The 18,586-nt window shown below is 53.2% G+C and carries 12 protein-coding genes; 7 read left to right on the top strand and 5 right to left on the bottom strand.

The genetic code is table 11. The annotated features are described in order from the left end of the window. Entirely contained in the window at positions 1-1,131 is a 1,131-nt protein-coding gene (gene tgt / locus KK078_RS13195; RefSeq protein ID WP_254090751.1) for a tRNA guanosine(34) transglycosylase Tgt, read from the bottom strand. A gap of 64 nt (positions 1,132-1,195) precedes the next feature. Continuing rightward, positions 1,196-2,260: a LacI family DNA-binding transcriptional regulator gene (locus KK078_RS13190; protein WP_254090750.1), complete on the bottom strand. Its 1,065-nt coding sequence runs from the start codon at positions 2,258-2,260 to the stop codon at positions 1,196-1,198. Between the two features lie 216 nt (positions 2,261-2,476). Here KK078_RS13190 and KK078_RS13185 point away from each other — a divergent pair, with 216 nt between their 5' ends. The 7 genes from KK078_RS13185 to KK078_RS13155 all read left to right on the top strand — a co-directional run bounded on the left by KK078_RS13185 (position 2,477) and on the right by KK078_RS13155 (position 13,555). Further along, the gene (locus KK078_RS13185; RefSeq protein ID WP_254090749.1) at positions 2,477-5,530 is read left to right on the top strand and encodes a SusC/RagA family TonB-linked outer membrane protein; all 3,054 of its coding nucleotides are present in this window, start codon (positions 2,477-2,479) and stop codon (positions 5,528-5,530) included. 33 nt (positions 5,531-5,563) lie between these two features. Then, the gene (locus tag KK078_RS13180) at positions 5,564-7,174 is read left to right on the top strand and encodes a SusD/RagB family nutrient-binding outer membrane lipoprotein (protein WP_254090748.1); all 1,611 of its coding nucleotides are present in this window, start codon (positions 5,564-5,566) and stop codon (positions 7,172-7,174) included. Positions 7,175-7,272: 98 nt separating this feature from the next. Then, positions 7,273-7,917 carry a hypothetical protein gene (locus KK078_RS13175; protein WP_254090747.1) on the top strand — a complete coding sequence of 215 codons (645 nt, stop codon included), beginning with the start codon at positions 7,273-7,275 and terminating at the stop codon, positions 7,915-7,917. A gap of 71 nt (positions 7,918-7,988) precedes the next feature. Next, complete coding sequence (locus tag KK078_RS13170; protein WP_254090746.1) at positions 7,989-8,810, top strand: sigma-70 family RNA polymerase sigma factor; 822 nt, start codon at positions 7,989-7,991, stop codon at positions 8,808-8,810. Positions 8,811-8,868: 58 nt separating this feature from the next. Further along, positions 8,869-9,459 carry an FMN-dependent NADH-azoreductase gene (locus KK078_RS13165; RefSeq protein ID WP_254090745.1) on the top strand — a complete coding sequence of 197 codons (591 nt, stop codon included), beginning with the start codon at positions 8,869-8,871 and terminating at the stop codon, positions 9,457-9,459. Between the two features lie 5 nt (positions 9,460-9,464). Further along, the gene (locus KK078_RS30815) at positions 9,465-9,848 is read left to right on the top strand and encodes a nuclear transport factor 2 family protein (protein WP_394370563.1); all 384 of its coding nucleotides are present in this window, start codon (positions 9,465-9,467) and stop codon (positions 9,846-9,848) included. A gap of 1,346 nt (positions 9,849-11,194) precedes the next feature. Further along, the gene (locus KK078_RS13155) at positions 11,195-13,555 is read left to right on the top strand and encodes a TonB-dependent receptor (RefSeq protein ID WP_254090743.1); all 2,361 of its coding nucleotides are present in this window, start codon (positions 11,195-11,197) and stop codon (positions 13,553-13,555) included. A gap of 155 nt (positions 13,556-13,710) precedes the next feature. Here the strand turns inward: KK078_RS13155 and KK078_RS13150 are convergent, their stop codons facing one another. The 3 genes from KK078_RS13150 to KK078_RS13140 all read right to left on the bottom strand — a co-directional run bounded on the left by KK078_RS13150 (position 13,711) and on the right by KK078_RS13140 (position 18,440). Beyond that, entirely contained in the window at positions 13,711-14,154 is a 444-nt protein-coding gene (locus tag KK078_RS13150; protein WP_254090742.1) for a helix-turn-helix domain-containing protein, read from the bottom strand. A 574-nt stretch (positions 14,155-14,728) separates the two neighbouring features. Next, the gene (locus KK078_RS13145) at positions 14,729-15,970 is read right to left on the bottom strand and encodes a PepSY-associated TM helix domain-containing protein (protein WP_254090741.1); all 1,242 of its coding nucleotides are present in this window, start codon (positions 15,968-15,970) and stop codon (positions 14,729-14,731) included. A gap of 10 nt (positions 15,971-15,980) precedes the next feature. Beyond that, positions 15,981-18,440 (bottom strand): TonB-dependent receptor, encoded by a 2,460-nt coding sequence (locus tag KK078_RS13140; protein ID WP_254090740.1) that lies wholly within the window; start codon positions 18,438-18,440, stop codon positions 15,981-15,983. Between the last annotated feature and the right edge of the window lie 146 nt (positions 18,441-18,586).

The following is an 18,586-nucleotide window of genomic DNA, read 5'->3' as shown; positions in this document are numbered from 1 at the left end:
TTAGCGTCTTTCGCGCACCCGCTTCACCATGTCGTTTTTCCAGGCGGCAAAGGTGCCCTCCTGGATCTTTTTGCGGGCTTCTTTTACCAGCCACAGGTAGAAGGTGAGGTTATGGATCGTAGCAATTTGCGCGCCGAGTATTTCTTTGTTGATCATCAGGTGGCGCAGGTAGGCCTTTGAATAAAAGCTGCTGACATAGCCGCCCAGCGTCGCGTCGATCGGTGAGAGGTCGTCCTTCCACCGTTCATTCTTGATGTTGATGATGCCATCGGCCGTAAAAAGCATGCCATTGCGTGCATTGCGTGTGGGCATGACACAGTCGAACATATCCACTCCCAGCGCAATGCACTCGAGGATATTTTCCGGCGTGCCCACGCCCATGAGGTACCGCGGCTTGCTGGCGGGCAGGATGGCGCAGACCAGGCTGGTCATGGCATACATATCTTCATGCGGCTCGCCCACCGACAGGCCGCCGATGGCGTTGCCGGGTTGGTTCTGCGCGGCAATGAACTCGGCCGAGCGCTCGCGCAGGTCTTTGTAGACGCTGCCCTGCACGATCGGGAACAGGGCCTGGCCATAGCCATACTTCGGCTCCGTCGACTGCATGCGGTCCACGCAGCGCTTCAGCCACTGGTGGGTGATGTCCAGTGATTTTTTGGCGTAGGCATAGTCGCACGGGTAGGGAGTACACTCGTCGAAGGCCATGACGATGTCGGCGCCGATCGAGCGCTGAATATCCATGACGTTTTCGGGTGTGAAGTGGTGTTTGGAGCCGTCGATGTGCGACTTGAAGGTCGCGCCCTCGGGCGTGATCTTGCGGTTGGCGGCCAGCGAATATACCTGGTAGCCGCCGCTGTCGGTCAGGATGGGTTTGCTCCAGCCGTTGAAGCGGTGCAGGCCGCCGGCCTTTTCCAATACGCCCAGCCCGGGGCGCAGGTAGAGGTGGTAGGTGTTGCCGAGAATGATCTGGGCCTGAATGTCCTGCTCCAGCTCGCGCTGGTGCACGGCCTTGACCGAGCCTGCCGTGCCTACGGGCATAAAAATGGGCGTTTCAATCACACCGTGACCGGTGTGCAGCAAGCCGGCACGGGCAGACGAACCGGGGTCCGTGGCAAGAAGGTCAAATTTCATACAGGGCATCGCCAATGGCGGTGCAAAAATAGAATAATCGGCCGGAATACCGGTATCCGGGCGGCTAGTGTATGCCCGAGCCGAGGTAGGACTCGACGTTTTGCTGCGTGATCACTTCCAGCGGGAAGAGATCCGTGGAGGGGGTGCCCTTTTTAAACATGAGGTGGTTGACCAGGTGGCTGATACCCAGCGATGCCTGCCGTTTCGGGTTCTGGTTGATGAGGAAGTCGATAACACCCGATTTGAGATAGCGCAGGTTCTCTTCCAGCATATCGTAGCCCACCAGGCGGATGTCTTCGCGGCCATACTTTTCGATGATGGACGCCGCCACGGCCGTTCCTTTGGAAGTGCTCACAAACACGCCGCGCAGGTTTTTGTCTTCCAGCAGTGTTTTAAACTGGTCTTCGAATGACGGGTCTTTGGGGTTCATGTTAAAGTCGACAATGTCGAAGTCGATCTTGCTCTTTTCTTTAAAGTATTCGCGGAAGCCGCGCTCCTTCTCCAGCAAGTGGACGGAGTCCTGAATGTCTTCGTCGATGTGCAGCACGGCGAGCGTGCCTTTTTCGTGCTGGCCGAGGTTCATCAGCTCGGCGCCGACGCGTCCGCTTTGGAGCAGGTTCTGGCCAATGAAGCTGAGAGGCTTTGCCTCGGGAATGTTGGTGTTGAAGAGTACGAAAGGAATATCGGTTTCGCGGAAAAGCTCGAAGATCGGGAGCGCCTCGTGGTAGAAGGTCGGGGCGATCAGGATGCCGTCGGGCCTGGCGAGGTGCACGCGGTGCGCGGTCTTTTGGAACGAGTCGCGGTCGAGCAGGTCGAACAGGAACAACTCTACCTGGATGCCGTATTGCGCCCACTCCAGCTGGGCCTGGGTGATGCCCAGGCTGGACTGTGCCCAGTAGGGGTCCTGGTTGGGATCGGGCAGGATCGCGGCGATGCGATAGTTTTTGTTGGAGCCCAGCGTGCGTGCCAGCAGGTTGGGCTTGTAGTCAATCTGCTCCATCACGGCAGTGACTTTTTGAAGGGCTTCCGGCGAAACACGACCGCGGTTGTGCAGTACACGGTCAACGGTTCCTACCGATACACCCGCCAGGCGGGCGATGTCCTTGATCCTGATGTTTTTCTCGACCATACTTCAAAAAAACAATTTTCGTGACTGATAAGAAAACGTTGCCAAAACGCTGAGTTTTAATGTTCTCGCACACAAAGTAAATGTGTGCGTACACATTTTAAAAATTTTCTTGCTTTTATTTCTTTCATAATCTACTTTCGATCGTGGATTTACCGCTAGAATATTCGGCTTGCGGTGATTCAGATAGAATAATATTTCAACCCAAACCCAATCCAAATGAAGAAAAGTCTACTCGGACTGGTCGCGTTGTTGCTATTGGCCAGCGTCCCGGTGTATGCTCAGAGTGTGACCGGCAAGGTCACTTCGGCAACGGATGGTGCGCCGATTCCCGGCGCCTCCGTACTTATCAAGGGCACCAGTATCGGCACCGCTACGGACACAGGCGGTAATTTCACCCTCGATGTCTCCGGATCTCCGAACAGTGTTCTGGTAGTTTCGTTTATCGGTTTTCTGACCCAGGAGGTTTCTGTGCAAAGCCAAACAACAGTGAACGTAGTGCTGCAAGAGGATGCCACACAGTTGTCAGAAGTTGTTGTTACCGCCCTCGGTATTGAAAAAGATTCCAAAACACTGACCTATTCTGCACAGCAGGTTGGAGGTAGTCAGCTGACTACGGCGAAAGACGTGAACTTCGTCAATTCGCTGGCCGGCAAGGTTCCTGGCCTGACAATTAACCGGAGCTCGGCCGGTCCTGGCGGCTCAGCCCGTATTTTGTTACGCGGTCAGAAGTCGACTCGCGATAACCAACCGCTTCTCGTTATCGACGGTGTGCCGATCTCTTCTACAAACGCGGATCAAACAGGTGACATCTGGAGCACGCGCGATGGTGGTGACATTCTCAGTATGATCAACCCGGAAGACATTGAAAGCATGTCGGTATTGAAAGGCGCCACGGCATCTACCCTCTATGGTAGCCTTGGTCAAAATGGTGTAATCCTGATCACTACCAAAAAAGGAAAGAATGGTGTCGCGAAAGTGGACTTCTCGTCCAATATCACATTTGACAGCCCGCTATTCCGTCCGGACCTTCAGTATGAATACCTGCAAACGGGCGAAGGAGCGGCCTACAGCTGGGGGCCGAAAGGGGCCAGCAAAGATCACGTGAAGTCGTTTTTTAATACGGGTACGACGTGGATCAACAGTGTGTCCGTTACAGCGGGTAACGAAAAATCGCAGACGTATCTTTCGTATTCCAATACCGCTAACAACGGCATTATGCCGACCTCAACGTTCGATCAGCATACGATCAATCTGCGTCAGACTGCACACGTAAGCGATAAGTTCAGTATTGACGGTAACGCGATTCTTGGCTATCAAAAGAATCACAATCGTGTTACGGGTGGCCTGTACTTCAACCCGCTTACAGGTCTCTACCTGTTCCCGCGTGGTCAGGACTTCGATTATTACAAAGACCAATCTGAATACTTCTCACCTACACGTCAGATTTATTTGCAAAACTGGTGGAACATCAGCGAAGGAGAACCCGGTCTGGATTACCAGCAAAATCCTTACTGGATTTTGAATCGCGATCAAAATGATCAGACTCGTCAAAATGTATTTGTGTCTTTGGGCCTAACGTACGACTTCACTGATTGGCTGAAGTTGCAGGTGCGTGGCAACGTCAGCGACATTGTTGACGAATATGAGCAGAAAGCACACGCATCTACACAGGCTACATTGGCAGATGCCAACGGCCGCTATGTGCTGCAGGAAGGCCACAGTACGGTACGTTATGCAGATGCTATCATGACAGGCAATCGTCCGCTGGCAGAAAAGATTGGATTGACCTTCACTGCGGGTGCTTCTATCCGGCGTGAAAAATTTGTGCAAGACAATCTCGATTCGAAGGGGGCAGACCTCGCCTTCGCCAACGTGTTTACCACTGGTGCGGTGAACCCGGGCATCGGGATGAACGCGCTTAACCGCAAAGGTCACGAGCTGGAAACGCAAGGCCTGTTTGGTTCCGTGTCGCTTGACTATAATAAGGCGATCTACGTCGACCTCAGTGCCCGTAACGATTGGTCTTCTTCCTTTGCTTTTACGTCTAACCTAAGCTCGGGTTTCTTCTATTACTCCGGCGGCGTGAACTTCATTCTAACCGAGCTGGCGAAGCTTCCTGAAGCCATCAGCTTTGCAAAGATTCGTGGATCGTACGCCAAGATTGGTAATGGCCTCCCCGCGTACGCTACATCAGAAACACTTACCTACAATGCCGGTAAGTTGGTTCAATCGGAATTTCGCCCGGCAGGAGAGTTGGAGCCGGAAGAGCAGAATACCGTGGAAGTAGGAACGGAAGTGCGGTTCATGGAAGATCGCCTGACGTTCGACCTGACATTGTATAAAATCGAGAACAAGAACCAGTTTTTCAATATCCAGGCTACACGTGGCGCTGGTGTACCGAAGCTTGGCGTGAACGTAGGAAGTGTTGAGAACAAGGGTATTGAGCTCGCCATTGGATACGAAGTATTGCGCGGCGGTGATGTGAAATGGAATACTTCGTTAAACTACACCAAGAACGTGAACAGTGTTAGCGGTATTCCGCTGGGTAATGGCATGTATCCGTTGTCGGAGCCAGGCAATAATTCGTATGGATTGTTCCTGACAGAAGGTGGTAGCTTTGGTGACATCTACGGTAAGAAGTTCCTCCGGTTTGACGGCAAGATCGCTATTGACCCGGCTACGGGCAAACCCGTTGTAGATCCCGCTGGCTCTGGTGGTTTCCAGTTTTTGGGTAATCCGATGCCGAAATATTCCATCGGCTGGAATAACACAGTCGGTTACAAGAACTTTACGCTGAACGTACTCATCGACGGCAGAGTAGGTGGTAAGGTGATGAGCCTCACACAAGCGCTCCTGGATGAGCACGGCGTGTCACAGGCCACCGCAGATGCACGCAATAATGGTGGTGTGGATATTCCTGCGGTAGACTATGTCAACGGGCAGGTTGTGGGTGACCATGACGGACCGCTCGATGCAGCAACATTCTTCCAGACGGTTGGTGGTCGCTCGGGTATTTCAGAATACTATGTGTACAGCGCAACGAACTTCCGCTTGCGTGAACTTTCCCTCAGCTATCGGCTACCGGTAACACCAAAGTTTGTAAAAGATATTCGCGTGTCGGTGGTCGGACGTAACCTGTTCTTCTTCCAAAAGGATGCCCCGTTCGACCCCGAAATGTCGATGAGCTCGGGTAATGGCCTGCAAGGTGTGGATGCGTTTGGTATTCCTTCTACGCGTAGCATCGGTTTCGGCCTGAAATGTACATTCTAACACTCGTACACGCGAATCAAAAAACAGAAAAGTATGATTACGAAAAATTCTCTATATAAAATCGTTGGTACACTGGCGGTCTCTGCCGCGTTGACCAGCTGTACCGATAAATTTGAGGAGCTCAATACGAACCCGAATGGCATTACTGACCGCGAAGTAAATGCTACCGTGGATGTGAACGACCTCATTCTGAACAACCTGAAGACAGGACAGCGTAATATTTATGTATTTAATCCGTCGTGGCAGTACCAGGTACAACAGAACCTGAATGCGGACATGTATGCTGGCTATATGATGTCGCCTAACCCGTATCAAAGCAATAATAACAACCTGACATACGGACTGGTAGCCGGCTGGAACGAGACAGCCTTTAACGTTGGCTATGACAACGCCATGAAACCACTGACGGTTGCTGAAGACAGTACCCGAGGCAAAGTGGATAGACGGGACACTCATGCCATGGCTAAGATTCTGAAAGTAGAGGCGTTGCACCGGATAAGCGATATCTACGGGCCGATTATCTACACCAAGTATATGAAGCCTAATCCTGATGGCTCTGTGGATTACGATACGCAGGAAGCCGCCTATAACGCATTCTTCGAAGACCTGAATACGGCGATCGAAATTCTGACGGATCTTTCTGGAACGGAGCCCTCAGCAGCGTTTAAATCAGCCGATCTGGTGTATGGCGGAAACTACGCTAAATGGTTGAAGTTTGCGAATACGCTGCGTTTGCGCCTGGCGATCCGCATTTCAGGAGTAGCTCCTGATAAAGCCAAAACTGAAGGCGAAGCAGCCTTGGCAAACAGTGGCGGAGTATTGGACACCAATGATGACAATTTCCTTGTCGACACGGAGACCGCTGTGCATCCGCTGAACGTTATCAACAACGATTGGGGGGACGTTCGCCTGGGTGCACCGCTTGGCGCGATCATGAGCGGCTACGACGACCCGCGTTTGCCCTATTATGCGCTGCCGGCAACCGATGCTGATGTGGCAGGCCAGTATGTTGGTATCCGTCAGGGTATCAATATCGACGCAAAATCTCGGTATGAGAACTACTCGAAGCTGGTGACCTTTGGCAACAAGATTCAGTTGATGGTGGCGGCAGAAGCCTGGTTCCTGAAAGCAGAGGCCGCTTTGAAAGGTTGGTCAGGAGCCGGGACCGCCAGCACGAATTATGAGACAGGTATTCGACGTTCGTTCGAGCAGTACGGCGTAGCAGCGGCGTTGGCTTCGTACCTCGCTGACGATGAGAGCACCTCGTCCGAGTATAAAGATCCGGATGCTATCACGGAAGAGCAGAACGATATTAAGGTTGGCGATCCGAACCTGAGCACTATTACTATTAAATGGGAAGACGGTGCATCAGCAGAGGCCAAGCTTGAGCGTATCATTACACAAAAATGGATTGCCATGTTCCCGGAAGGTCAGGAGGCTTGGAGCGAATTCAGACGTACGGGCTATCCGAAACTTTATCCTGTCATCGTTAATAACAGCGGGGGTAAAATTACCGGCTTCATTAAACGCCTGCCGTTTGCACAAAGCGAATACACGACAAACAAATTTGCAGTAGATCGTATCATCACGACGATGGGCGGTCCTGATACCGGCAACACACCGCTGTGGTGGGATGTCGAGTAAGGAGTTAACTCTTTCATAGGGAGTTAGTTTGGTTTGGAGGCTTTCCGCTGGTTACGGAAAGCCTCTTTTTTAGTAGCTTGGGGACGTAGCTTGACCTCGTGAGAAACAACAACATCTATATAACAGCCGCCGGGATCATAGTCCTGCTCGTCGGCGCAGGCGCCTTACTGAACTCCTGGAAACCGGTATTTCAGCCCAATCATCCTGTGCGGCACAGCGTCTCGTTGCAGCCGCAACACGATACGACGCGCTTTACAACGATATACTCGCAGATTTTCCTCCAGGGAAACGCGCGGTCCATGGATTTTCATCAAGTAGGAAAATTATGGAATGACGTTGAAGTGGAAGCGAAGTTTTGCGTGCGGCCGCACCTGGTCGTTATCGGGACGGAAGGAGACATATCCGTTCCCTTTTCTATCGACATAACGAACGAAGAGCCGACAATAAAATTGGAGGACTGGGACCACGTCAACAGGTGCATGATTGAAATCGACGACAAGCTGCGCATCTACGGCGACTGGGATTTTCCCGAAGAGTATGTGCGGTCCTTCGATTTACCATCCGGTCACTACGGCGTGTTGATCTGTTACAAAGCGTTGGATTCGGTCTATGATAACGATCCAAATGTTGACCCCACAGATTCTTATCACGTCTTTATGTGGCCGACCGTATCAGAGGTTCCCATGAAGGTTTTAAAACAATGGCGATATGTGCCCGTAGATACTACACAACAGGATTGGTAAAAGCGCCGTGAAACAATACCCCGGGCTGTCACGTTTCCGCCCCTATGTTTGTCTTCCCTCAAAGCAATGCCATGGACGCGACGTTTCGCAAATTATTGACCTATTCCTACAACATCGTGGGCTCGTATGAGGATGCTAAGGACCTCGTACAGAGTACGATGGAAAAATACATCACGCTCGATAAGCGTCATATCGGGCACGAGGTGAACTACCTCATCAAGACGGTCATTAACGCCTCCATCAATTTTAAGAACCGGGCCGAGAAACAAAAAGGTTATGGCATGTGGCTGCCGGAGCCGATGGCTACGGAAAGCCCCGACCTGAATTTGATCAAGGAGCAGACGGCAAGCTATTCACTGCTGGTGCTCATGGAAAAGCTCAATGCCAAAGAGCGGGCGGTGTTTATCTTAAAAGAAGCCTTCGGCTACAGTCACGACGAAATAGCGGAGGCGCTCGACACGACGGTCGAGAACTCGCGGCAACTGCTTGCCCGCGCCCGTAAAGCGCTGGATCAGACTTCTGTCCGGGCGGATATGCCCGCACAAGGCGTGTTGGAGAAATATATCCAATCGATCGTAGACGCAGATCTGGATACCCTCGAGAGTTTGCTGGTGGAGGACATCCGCCTGATGGCCGATGGCGGCCGTAGCGTAAAGGTCATAGCGGCAGTAGTACAAGGCAAAGCAGCAGCGTCGCAGAAGCTCCAACAGGTGTACACCTTGTTCCTGCGCGATACAGACTATAGTTTCACCACCATCAACCATCAGCCGGCTATTTGTTTTTATAAGGACGGAGCGTTGTATAACTGCCATGTACTGGAGATCACGGCCGACGGCCGCATCGGCAATATCTTCTCGATCGTAGCGCCGGAAAAACTTCGTACGATCGCGTAATATTTCCTGTCACGTTTTTGCAAAGGCGTTTGTCTTCTACACAAACATTGCAACAAACATGAAGACATTATTGCGCATCGATGCCAGTATACGCCGGCAGGGATCATTCAGCCGTACACTCGGAGATGCCTTTGTTGGCGAGTGGAAACACCGTCATCCGCAGGGCGAAGTGCTGACGCGCGACATCGGCCAGGAACCGTTGCCGCATTTATCCGACGAAGTCGCCAACGCGTTCTTTACCGGCGCGCGCGAGTTGCAGGTGCTCGCGCTCAGCAACCTGCTCTGTGACGAGCTCAAACAGGCATCTGAAATACTCATCACCTGTCCGATGTATAACTTCGGTATTCCTTCTACCCTGAAGGCGTGGTTCGATCAGGTAGTACGTGCCAACGAAACGTTTCGGCGGGACGGTTATCAGTACGAGGGGCTGCTGCACAACAAGACAGTCTACATCATCATGGCCATGGGCGACGGCCGCACCGGCCTGCGCACTACCGAGAACTTTGAATATTACCTTACCGACACCCTCGCTTTTATGGGCATTCACGATGTGCGCATCGTGACCGTCGGTGGTACTGCCACACGAAGCTTTACCGACGGCTGGCAAGCCACCTATCAACAATCTATTTCACAACTGCTAAACAATTAATCTCTATGAATACGCAAGAACAAATAATCGAGGCTGTAAAAAACGCTGTCCGTGATTTTCTGGAAGGTGGCGACACGAACGATGCCGCCCTCCTCGAAAAAGTAATACACACCGATTATCAGAATGTGCAGGACGGTTTCTTTGGCGAACCAGGCATCTTTACATTCTCGAAAGAAGAATATAAACACCTGGTGGAAACAAAGCGTTTTGGTGGCTCACCCCGTACCGTAGACTTCGCGTCGCTGGAGGTGCTGGGTAACCTGGCCGTTGCCAGGGTTCATCTCGAGAGCGCGGTGCTGCGGTTTACCTCGTATATCGTAGCGGTGCGCGACGGCGGCCGGTGGCTGATCCGAAACAACTTTCCCAGCATTGTGCCCAAGAACGCTTAACCTGCGAGCGATCGGTCGCCGCGAGCGATCGGACCTATAGTGCCAGCAACGTTTCGCCGGGCGGCATACACCCGGTGCCACCAGCACGATCGCCAGCGGCTGCTGCCGGCGGTCGTGCAAGGGGCACAATGCGCCGTTCACGTGCTGGAAGAATTCAACGCTCAACGTGATCAGTACGGTGCCGCCTTCTACTTCGGGGAGTACATTGACTAATGTCATGGCGTCATGCGTGCTGGCGCTGACGGCCAGCGTCGGGCCTTGGTGCGCATGCACGACGTACTGCCCGGTACGAAGATTGACGCCGGCTATACCCATGGTTATATGGAAATGTGTGGCGCCTTTGGGTGCTTTGACGATCCGGCCCATGTGGCCTGCTTGCAGCAATACCGTGCAGGTTTTTGTTTTACGATCTATCGTAGCAGTGTGCGTGCCGGTAAGCACGCTGTGTAGTCGGGTGTCGTTGTTGAATTCAAAGCCCTTGAGTTGCGACATATTTTCACCGGTCAACACACGCCGGCCTAAGAAGTGGTGTGTGTCGGCGTGAAGCACGGCGAGCATGGCGCTGGTAAGCCGGCTGGTCATGCGGGTGTCCGCCAGCGTTGCGAAGAGTGGATGGAAGGCTGCACGCAGCAGCTTGACCGCATGCGCGCAAAGGCCGAATTCTATATTGTACTTATGCACGCGTGCAAAGGCCGGGTCGGTGCGGATGCGCTCGGCATCCACAGAGGTGATCTTCCGGACCAAATAGCCGAAGTACCGATGGTAATAGTATACCATATTGGCTAGTTTCCCTGTGAATTTCAGAATACCCGTTTGCTTTGCCATATCGATACTAGATACGGCAAAAGATTGAGAATGGATATGGCCGGGTGTCCCAAATGGATCATAATGGTACATAATGTCCTATAATGTCCCATCTTTTCCCATAAGTTCCCATAATGTCCTATGGCGAAGGGGTTTCACCCGTATCAACTCCCTGCTTATCCCGTACCAAAGCCGTATGTAAAGCATGCCGGCAACGCACTGCTCCCAGGGATGCTGTATGTCGGGAATAAGGGAAGGATAGCGATGCCTGGGCTTTGATACGGGTAATACATAGACTCGCCCCGGGCGTGGCCTGCCCGATGTTGTCATTTATGAAAACGTTTGTGGTGATCAGCCCCGGTGATCTGCTGATACCCGGTAGGGGGTGGTGTGCTACCCGGTGCAGGGTATATTTAGAATAATTCCAAATAGTTTTGCGTCGGAAAAAACACTTCTCTTCATATTTGCGCGCCCTTTCGTACAACCGCGCGTGGTTGGCATGTGAAACTCAAACGCTGAATTATAGATCAATTCTACACACCATGAATCGAATACGCTATGTTTTTTTATTCCTGCTGCTTACGGCAGGTACGCTTTATGCGCAGACCGGGAAAGTGACCGGTACTGTGAAATCGAGTGACGGACAGCCCGTGCCGTTTGTCAGTGTCTACCTGAAAGGTACAAGCAAAGGTGCGCTGACGGATGCCGACGGCAATTTTGAAATTACGGGTGTAAAAGACGGTACGTATACCGTGGTGGCCAGCAGCGTGGGCCTGCAGACGATCAGCCAGTCGGTGGACGTTGCCGGTGGCCAGGCTTCTGTGGCCATTGCCATGGCGGAAGACAATAAGGAGCTGCAGGAGATCGTCGTGACGGCAAACCCCAGCCAGCACGTGACGGATTATCCGTCTGTTTCGCTGCGCCTCAAGACACCGCTGATCGAAACGCCGCAGAACATCCAGGTGGTAACGGGCCAGGTGCTGCGCGAGCAGGCGATCTTTGATATGCAGGAAGGAGTGACCCGCAACGTGAGCGGGGCGGGCCGTTCGGACCACTGGGAGAATTATGCCCGTATCGTGATGAGGGGGTCGCGCATTGCATCTTTCCGCAACGGTATGGACGTTACTACCTCGTGGGGCCCGATGAACGAGGACATGAGTATGATCGAGCGCATCGAGTTTGTAAAGGGTCCGGCAGGTTTTATGCTGGCGGCGGGCGAGCCGAGCGGTTTTTATAACGTCGTAACAAAAAAGCCTACGGGCATTACCAAAGGCGAGATGGGCATGTCCATCGGCAGCTTCGGTACCTATCGCGGCACGCTGGATTTCGACGGGAAGCTGAGCAAAGATGGTAAAGTATTATACCGCCTCAACCTGATGGGGCAGGAGAAAGGTACGCACCGCGAGTTCGAATATAACAACCGCATATCGGTAGCGCCGGTGATTAAGTTCCAGTTCAATCCAAAAACATCCCTGACGGCCGAGTATAATCTGCAATATGCGCAGATGTCGCCATTGGGTTCCAGCTATGCTTACTCGCCGGTTGAGGTTGGCGACAAGCGTGTATCGCGTGACTTCACAACGATGGAGTCTAACATGAGCCCTACCGTGGTTAAAGATCATTCTTTTATGCTGACGTTCTCGCACAGCCTGGATGAGAACTGGAGGTTTACGAGCCAGCTGGCGTACCTGCGTTTCAACCAGGAAGGTCAAAGCCTTTGGCCCACCGAGTTCGACGGCGACAGCCTGATCCGCAGTGTTGGCATTTGGGACGTACTGGGAACGGTAAAGGTAGGCCAGTTCTTTTTGAACGGCGACGTTCAGACCGGCGCCGTTAAGCACCGTATCCTGGCGGGTGTGGACATGGGGTCGAAAGACGTCTTCAACGACTATCGCGCCGACCAAAGCGGGCCCTTCGGGAAACTCGATGTATACAACCCTCAGTATGGTATTGTGCCGGCTTCAGCATATCCGGTATACGACCGCAGCCTCGACATCCGTCAGCGATCGGTGCGCGCTACGAGCCAATACTCCGCGTTATACGTGCAGGACGAGCTCCGTTTTCTGGATGAAAAACTTCGTGTGACACTGGCAGCCCGATATACGGAGGCTGAGAATGTCGACCCGTATTCGGGTACCTCTAAAGCGGATAAGGTTACACCCCGGATCGGCGTGAGCTACTCCATTAACAGCCTGACCAGTGTGTATGCTGTGTATGACGAAGCGTTCCTGCCGCAGGCAGGGGCCGCCGTGGGCGGTAAGCCTTTCGACCCTATCGAGGCGAACAACAAAGAAGTAGGCGTGAAGCGCGAATGGCAGGGTGGCCGCTGGACGGCGACGCTGTCGGCGTACGAGATCACGAAGAACAACCTGCTTGTGGGTGACCCGGCAAATCCTGGTTCCTCGATTCAGCTCGGAGAGAACCGCACGCGGGGCGTTGAGTTCGATATTCGTGGCCAGATCTTCGAAGGCCTGGATATAACGGCCAACTACGCCTATACCGACGGTAAAATAACCGAAGAGACGATCGCCACAGAGGTTGATCGCCAAATACCCGGTACCGATAAGAATATCGCCAACGCGTGGCTGAGCTACCGGTTCCCGACCGGCCCCGTGCGTGGTCTCGGTCTTGCCTTCGGTGTGCAGCATGCCTCGAAACGTACGAACTGGTATGGTGAGTATATGAAGGACCTGGATAACACCATGCCGGATTATACCCGGTTTGACGGCGCGATCTCGTATCAATTCACCAAAATGTCGGTTTCATTAAACGTCAACAACCTATTTGATACCGACCTGTATGCCGGGGCACCCTATCGTTACTGGCAGACGGGCCAGGTGTTTTACTACTGGCAAACGGAACCGCTGCGTAACTATCGTCTGACGATCAATTATAAGTTTTAAGGGAATTCAATCCGTTATAACGGAAGTATAAAGGAGAAGGCCGCTCGATTGAGCGGCTTTTTTCTTATCGCTGTGCCCCACATGGGTGCCCCGTCTGAACGGGGAATAAAAAAGCCACCTGACGGTGGCCTTTACTATACCTGAGAGGATTCTAATTACACTTTTTTGTATGCCTCAAGGAGCTTCTCCAACAGGGCAATTTTTTCGCGTTCTGACTTGAGGAGATCATCATACAGGTTTTTTATCTGGGATATAACTTCCGGTTGTACACCCGGATTATTTACCTGGTTTTCAATTGTATCAACTGGCCCTGCATAAGCAGTTGCACCCGAATAGTTATTTTGGATGTATTGCTTGACCTTTTCATGGTCATAGTTCTTGATGTGTTCTATACCGACGCCAAGGCCCTCTGCGAGCTGCCTTAAATCGTCGTCATCAATGTCGGCTCTGCTTTCGAGTACGGAAATCTTTTTCTGGGACCACCCCTCGCCGAGCCTGCCAGCTAAGGCCTCTTGTTTCAAGCCGAAGGCTTCGCGAAGATGGCGGACGTTTTCACCCAGGTGGGGTTTCTTTGAGTTGCGCATATCTGTTTTTATCATAACGATTAATATTACTTTAATCAAATATCGATAATATTTCATTCGTGTGGAAATTTTTGTTAAGGCAATGTTTCCTTAAAAGGGATGTTATACAACGGGCATGGGGTATATATTATTCTAATAAAATGCTATTGTATGATGATGAGGATTTTGAGACTTCGAATCAGATACTTTATATGGCGCCTGTGGCGCCAACATATCTTAGGATGGACAAATCTTCGCTTCGACTCGCCAGAGTTTGTATGAACTACTTCGGTGGTCGACAATAAGGAGGGGGAGGCTAGGACCTCGAACCAGTTGTTGCTCTCCATCTGGCGCAAGTTTGAGCACCGAGCGATAGCGCAGGGTGCGGGAACTTGTGCCTGGTACAGTAGGCAGTTTGTAACTGCCGTGGAACTTGTCAAATGAAGCGCGGTCAAGATGACGTCAATCGATGCTTCCGGGCAAGCCTGCTGGTCTAGGGACTGCTAAATTAATTTTGGGGCTGGTACGGCAGTTACAAACTGCCGACCGTGTGGGCACAAGTTACGCACCTGCGCTATCGCTCGGCGCTAAACTTGCGCCAGAGGCCTATTCATTCCACCGTCACCTTCCGCGAAACGCTCGGCCGCGGCTTATAAGGCTTAACGGTATGCTCTTTCTTCTCCCCGGTCGCAGCCGCAGCTTTCTTCGCCCGCTTCTTCTCTTTCTTACGCCGATGCAGCCACATAATAAAACCAGTGATCGGCAGCGATGCACAGATAAGCGATACGACAACCGCCAGCACTTGCGTGGGCCAGCCATAGATCTTGCCGGTGTGAATGTCGTAGTTGGAATTGCGCCACTTCATGCCAAGCGTTTTCGCCTCGTGGTCGACAAGCAACGAAAGGTCACCCGTGGCGCCGTTGTAGAAAACATAGTCGGCATTTTTCCACCAGGAGTCGCCATGGTAGTGCACCAGGCCGCCCACGCGGGCGTTCTTTTTAGTGGGAAAGTTGAAAGTAATGCGTTGCAGTTTGTCGGCGTTGTAGCGTTGCCGTACATCGTGCCACGCGCGGGTAATGCCTTCCGCAGTGGCCGTATACGTTGTGTCACGCGCGTTTAAATAGGCTACGTCCTTTTTTTTAGACGAGCCCATCGCGTTGAACACGCTCTCTTCCCACCACTCAAACGACCAGGTAAGACCGGTCAGGGCGATGATCAGGGCGAAGATGAAACTGTAGAAGCCCAGCACGTTGTGCAGGTCGTAGTTGACGCGCTTCCACTTGGCATTCCACTTGACGGTGATGCTCTGCTTGATCTGGGCCACGCGTTGCGGCCACCACAATACAATGCCCGTGATGAGTATAAAAACAAAGATGGCGACGGACCAGCCCACCACCATGTTGCCGATGTCACGGCGCAGCAGCAGGTTCTGGTGGATGCGGCGCATGAGGTAAAAGAACTCGGTGCTTTTGTCGATCGCGCCGAGCACCTGGCCGGTATAGGGATCTACAAAGACCTGGTTGTAATAGGCGATCTCGTCTTTTTCCCACCACGACTTGCTGTCGGCATGGCGCTTACTGGCCACGAAGCAGTAGGCGCGCGTAGGGTCGCCGTAGATAAAAACCAGGCTGATGGGCTTTTCTTTGCCGATGGCAGCTTGTGCCGAAGCCTGCAGCGTGTTGATATCGACCAGGGTTTTACCGGGTTCAACGTGGGTGAGAGAAGGATGGAAAACCTGGAAAAGCTCTTCTTCAAATACAAAGATGGCGCCGGTGATGCTGACCACGACAACGACGATGCCGGTGATGATGCCGAGCCAGCGATGTAAGAAAAGAAGAGCTTGTTTGATCATGATCGGTATATCAGAAAGTATAGCCTAAGGTCACCAGGTAGTTGCGCGGTTTGCCCGGGAAGAGGCGCACATAGTCGTAGCCGCCTACCCAGTACGTTTTGTCCAGGACGTTGTTGACGTTGAGCTGCACGCGCACTTTGTTGACGGTATAATACAGCGCGGCGTCGGTCAGCCAATAGTCGGGCAGGGTCTGCGTAGCATTCAGGCTCACATTGCGGCGGGCCACATAGTTGGTGCCCAGGCCGAAACCGAAGCCGGTCCACGGACCACGGGGAATGGAGTAACGTGTCCAGAAGCTGCCCTGGTTCTGCGGTGCGTTCGGCATCTGGCGGCCGATGTCTCCTTCGTCGAGGCTTTCGGTAATATGGGCCTCGTTGTGCGAGTAGGTCACCAGCACGCTCCAGTGCGGCAGAATGTGGCCGAGTACATCGAGCTCTACACCTTCGGAGCGGTCTTCGCCCACCTGGCGCAGCAGGTCGGGATTGCCGGGATCGCTGGCATTGATGAGTGTGCCTTTCTGGTCGATGCGGTACACGGCCATCGTCACCGAGAGCTGTTTATTGAACCACTCGCTCTTCGCCCCGAATTCCACCATGCGGCTTTGCAGCGGGTCGAACGGTCCGCCGGCATTGGGGTTGGAGATAGACGATGCGGTCTGCGGGTTGTAGCCTTCTACGTACGTACCGTATACGTTGACCTGCGGCAGGACCGAGTACACCAGGCCCACACGGGGCAGGAACGCTTCCTGGCGTACTTTCTTCTCTTTGGCGGTGCGATAGTTTTCACGGTCGATGTAGCGCTCGTACCGGAAGCCCAGCAATGCCTGCAGCTTGCCGATCTTGATCAGGTCCTGCGCATACAGGCCGTGCAGCTCGTAGTAGGTCGGCGCTTGCGCCGCGACGGCAAAGAAATACTTGCTCATGTCCTTCATGCCCTGCGACGCTATCGGGTTGTTCAGGTCAAAGCTGGCTACGTTCGGCACCGGAATGCGGGTAACCTTGTCGAGCATATACTTGAGGGAGTCTTTCGGTTTATACGACGACGCGGCGGTATTGGCGGCATTGCGGTAGCCGCTGGCCGTCAGCTGCGACGCGCCGGGCGGCAGTACATCGCGGGCGTAGTCATAGCCACCCAGGATCTTGTGCTCCACGGAGCCGGTATGCGCCGTGTAATTCAGGAACGCCGACACGTTGTCGACGTATCGCTTGCGCTTGCGTTGGAATACCTGCATGGCCACCTTGTCGGTGATCTCGGTGCTGTCGCGGTCTACGGCATAGCCGTTGGCGCTGCGGTGCTCGAGCAGGTCTTCGCTGTAGGCCGTTTTCATATAGGCCAGCGTGAAGGCCAGCCGCTCGTTGAACTGGTGGTTCAGCGAGGCCGAAATGTTCATGTTTACTTCGTTGAGATAGTCGTTGGCGGAATTCAGCGCAAGCGACGTCGGCGTGGAATACAGGTCGCCCTTCACCGTAGGCTGGCCGCGATCCAGGCGGCTGTTGGACTGGTTATAGATCACGTCGAAGTTGAGCCGGGTCTTTTCTGAGGCGAGGAACGACAGCGACGGCGCGATGACGATGTTCTTGTCGAACTGCAGGTCGCGGAAAGAGCTGGCGTCTTCGTAGCCGAAGTTGAGGCGGTACAGCAGCTTGCCTTCGTCGTTGATCGGGCCGGTAAAGTCACCGAGTGCACGGAAAGTATTGAAACTACCGAAGGAAAAATCGATGGCATTGCGTTTATAGTCGAGCGGCTTCTTGGTCACACGGTTCAGCACGCCGCCGGGGGAGGCGTTGCCAAACAGCGCGGAGGAGGGGCCCTTCAATACTTCTACCCGTTCGAGATAGTTTGCCAGGGGTTGCTTCCAGAAGCCTGATGCCGTACGCAGTCCGTTGAGTAGCTGTGTGTTGCTCTGGCCATTAATGCGATAGCCGCGGATGGTGATGTCGTCATAGGTCGTGAACTGGTTCACACCGCTCATGTTCTTGACGGTTTCGCCTACCCGCATCAGGCCCTGGTCGGCAATCAGCTCTTTCGTAACAAAGGCAGCGGATTGGGGCAGGTCCTTGGCGGCCAGCTCGGTCTTGGAACCGATAAAGGTCTGTGTGTTCTTGTAGGACTGTTCTTTACGGCCGATGATCTCGACTTGTTGCAAGACGGCGTCGCTTTCGGCCAGTTGAAAGTCCAGGGTGCGGATGCTGCCATCGGCCAGGGAGACGGTCTGCGCCTGCGGCGCATAGCCCACCATGGTACAGGTGATGGTGTGGTCTCCCGCGGGGAGGCTAAGCTCGTAGCGGCCGTCCGCGTTTGTGGCGGTACCGCCGTTCGCGCCTTGCGCGACAACGAAAGCGCCCGGCAGTGCCTCGCCGGCAGGGTTTCTGACTACGCCTGTGACTTTGCCCTGGGCCAGGGCTCCGAAGGACCCGAGTACAAAAGCAAACAGGCAGATCTTAAAAAGGTTGGAGGAAAAAGGGTGCATAGAATAGATGATCGTACGAATGAGCCGCAAAGCTAATTTAGACTCATTATCGATAGCAAGGCACGCACCCTATATGTGACAGCAATGGCAATAAACACCTTTTGGAAGGGACGGTCTGGAAAAATACCTACCCTATACAGGGTAGA

The organism is Dawidia soli, assembly GCF_018598185.1.
Taxonomy (GTDB): domain Bacteria; phylum Bacteroidota; class Bacteroidia; order Cytophagales; family Cyclobacteriaceae; genus Ohtaekwangia; species Ohtaekwangia soli.
Note: the sequence above shows the minus strand (reverse complement) of the source record. Positions and strands in the feature narration are given on the sequence as shown.

Bases quoted from the DNA above. Each gene is read 5' to 3' on its own strand.
- KK078_RS13165 (WP_254090745.1), top strand. From the start codon at position 8,869: ATGAAGACATTATTGCGCATCGATGCCAGTATACGCCGGCAGGGATCA.
- KK078_RS13180 (WP_254090748.1), top strand. From the start codon at position 5,564: ATGATTACGAAAAATTCTCTATATAAAATCGTTGGTACACTGGCGGTC.
- KK078_RS13190 (WP_254090750.1), bottom strand. From the start codon at position 2,260: ATGGTCGAGAAAAACATCAGGATCAAGGACATCGCCCGCCTGGCGGGT.
- KK078_RS13150 (WP_254090742.1), bottom strand. From the start codon at position 14,154: ATGATAAAAACAGATATGCGCAACTCAAAGAAACCCCACCTGGGTGAA.
- KK078_RS13145 (WP_254090741.1), bottom strand. From the start codon at position 15,970: ATGATCAAACAAGCTCTTCTTTTCTTACATCGCTGGCTCGGCATCATC.
- KK078_RS13155 (WP_254090743.1), top strand. From the start codon at position 11,195: ATGAATCGAATACGCTATGTTTTTTTATTCCTGCTGCTTACGGCAGGT.
- KK078_RS13140 (WP_254090740.1), bottom strand. From the start codon at position 18,440: ATGCACCCTTTTTCCTCCAACCTTTTTAAGATCTGCCTGTTTGCTTTT.
- KK078_RS13185 (WP_254090749.1), top strand. From the start codon at position 2,477: ATGAAGAAAAGTCTACTCGGACTGGTCGCGTTGTTGCTATTGGCCAGC.
- KK078_RS13170 (WP_254090746.1), top strand. From the start codon at position 7,989: ATGGACGCGACGTTTCGCAAATTATTGACCTATTCCTACAACATCGTG.
- tgt (WP_254090751.1), bottom strand. From the start codon at position 1,131: ATGAAATTTGACCTTCTTGCCACGGACCCCGGTTCGTCTGCCCGTGCC.
- KK078_RS30815 (WP_394370563.1), top strand. From the start codon at position 9,465: ATGAATACGCAAGAACAAATAATCGAGGCTGTAAAAAACGCTGTCCGT.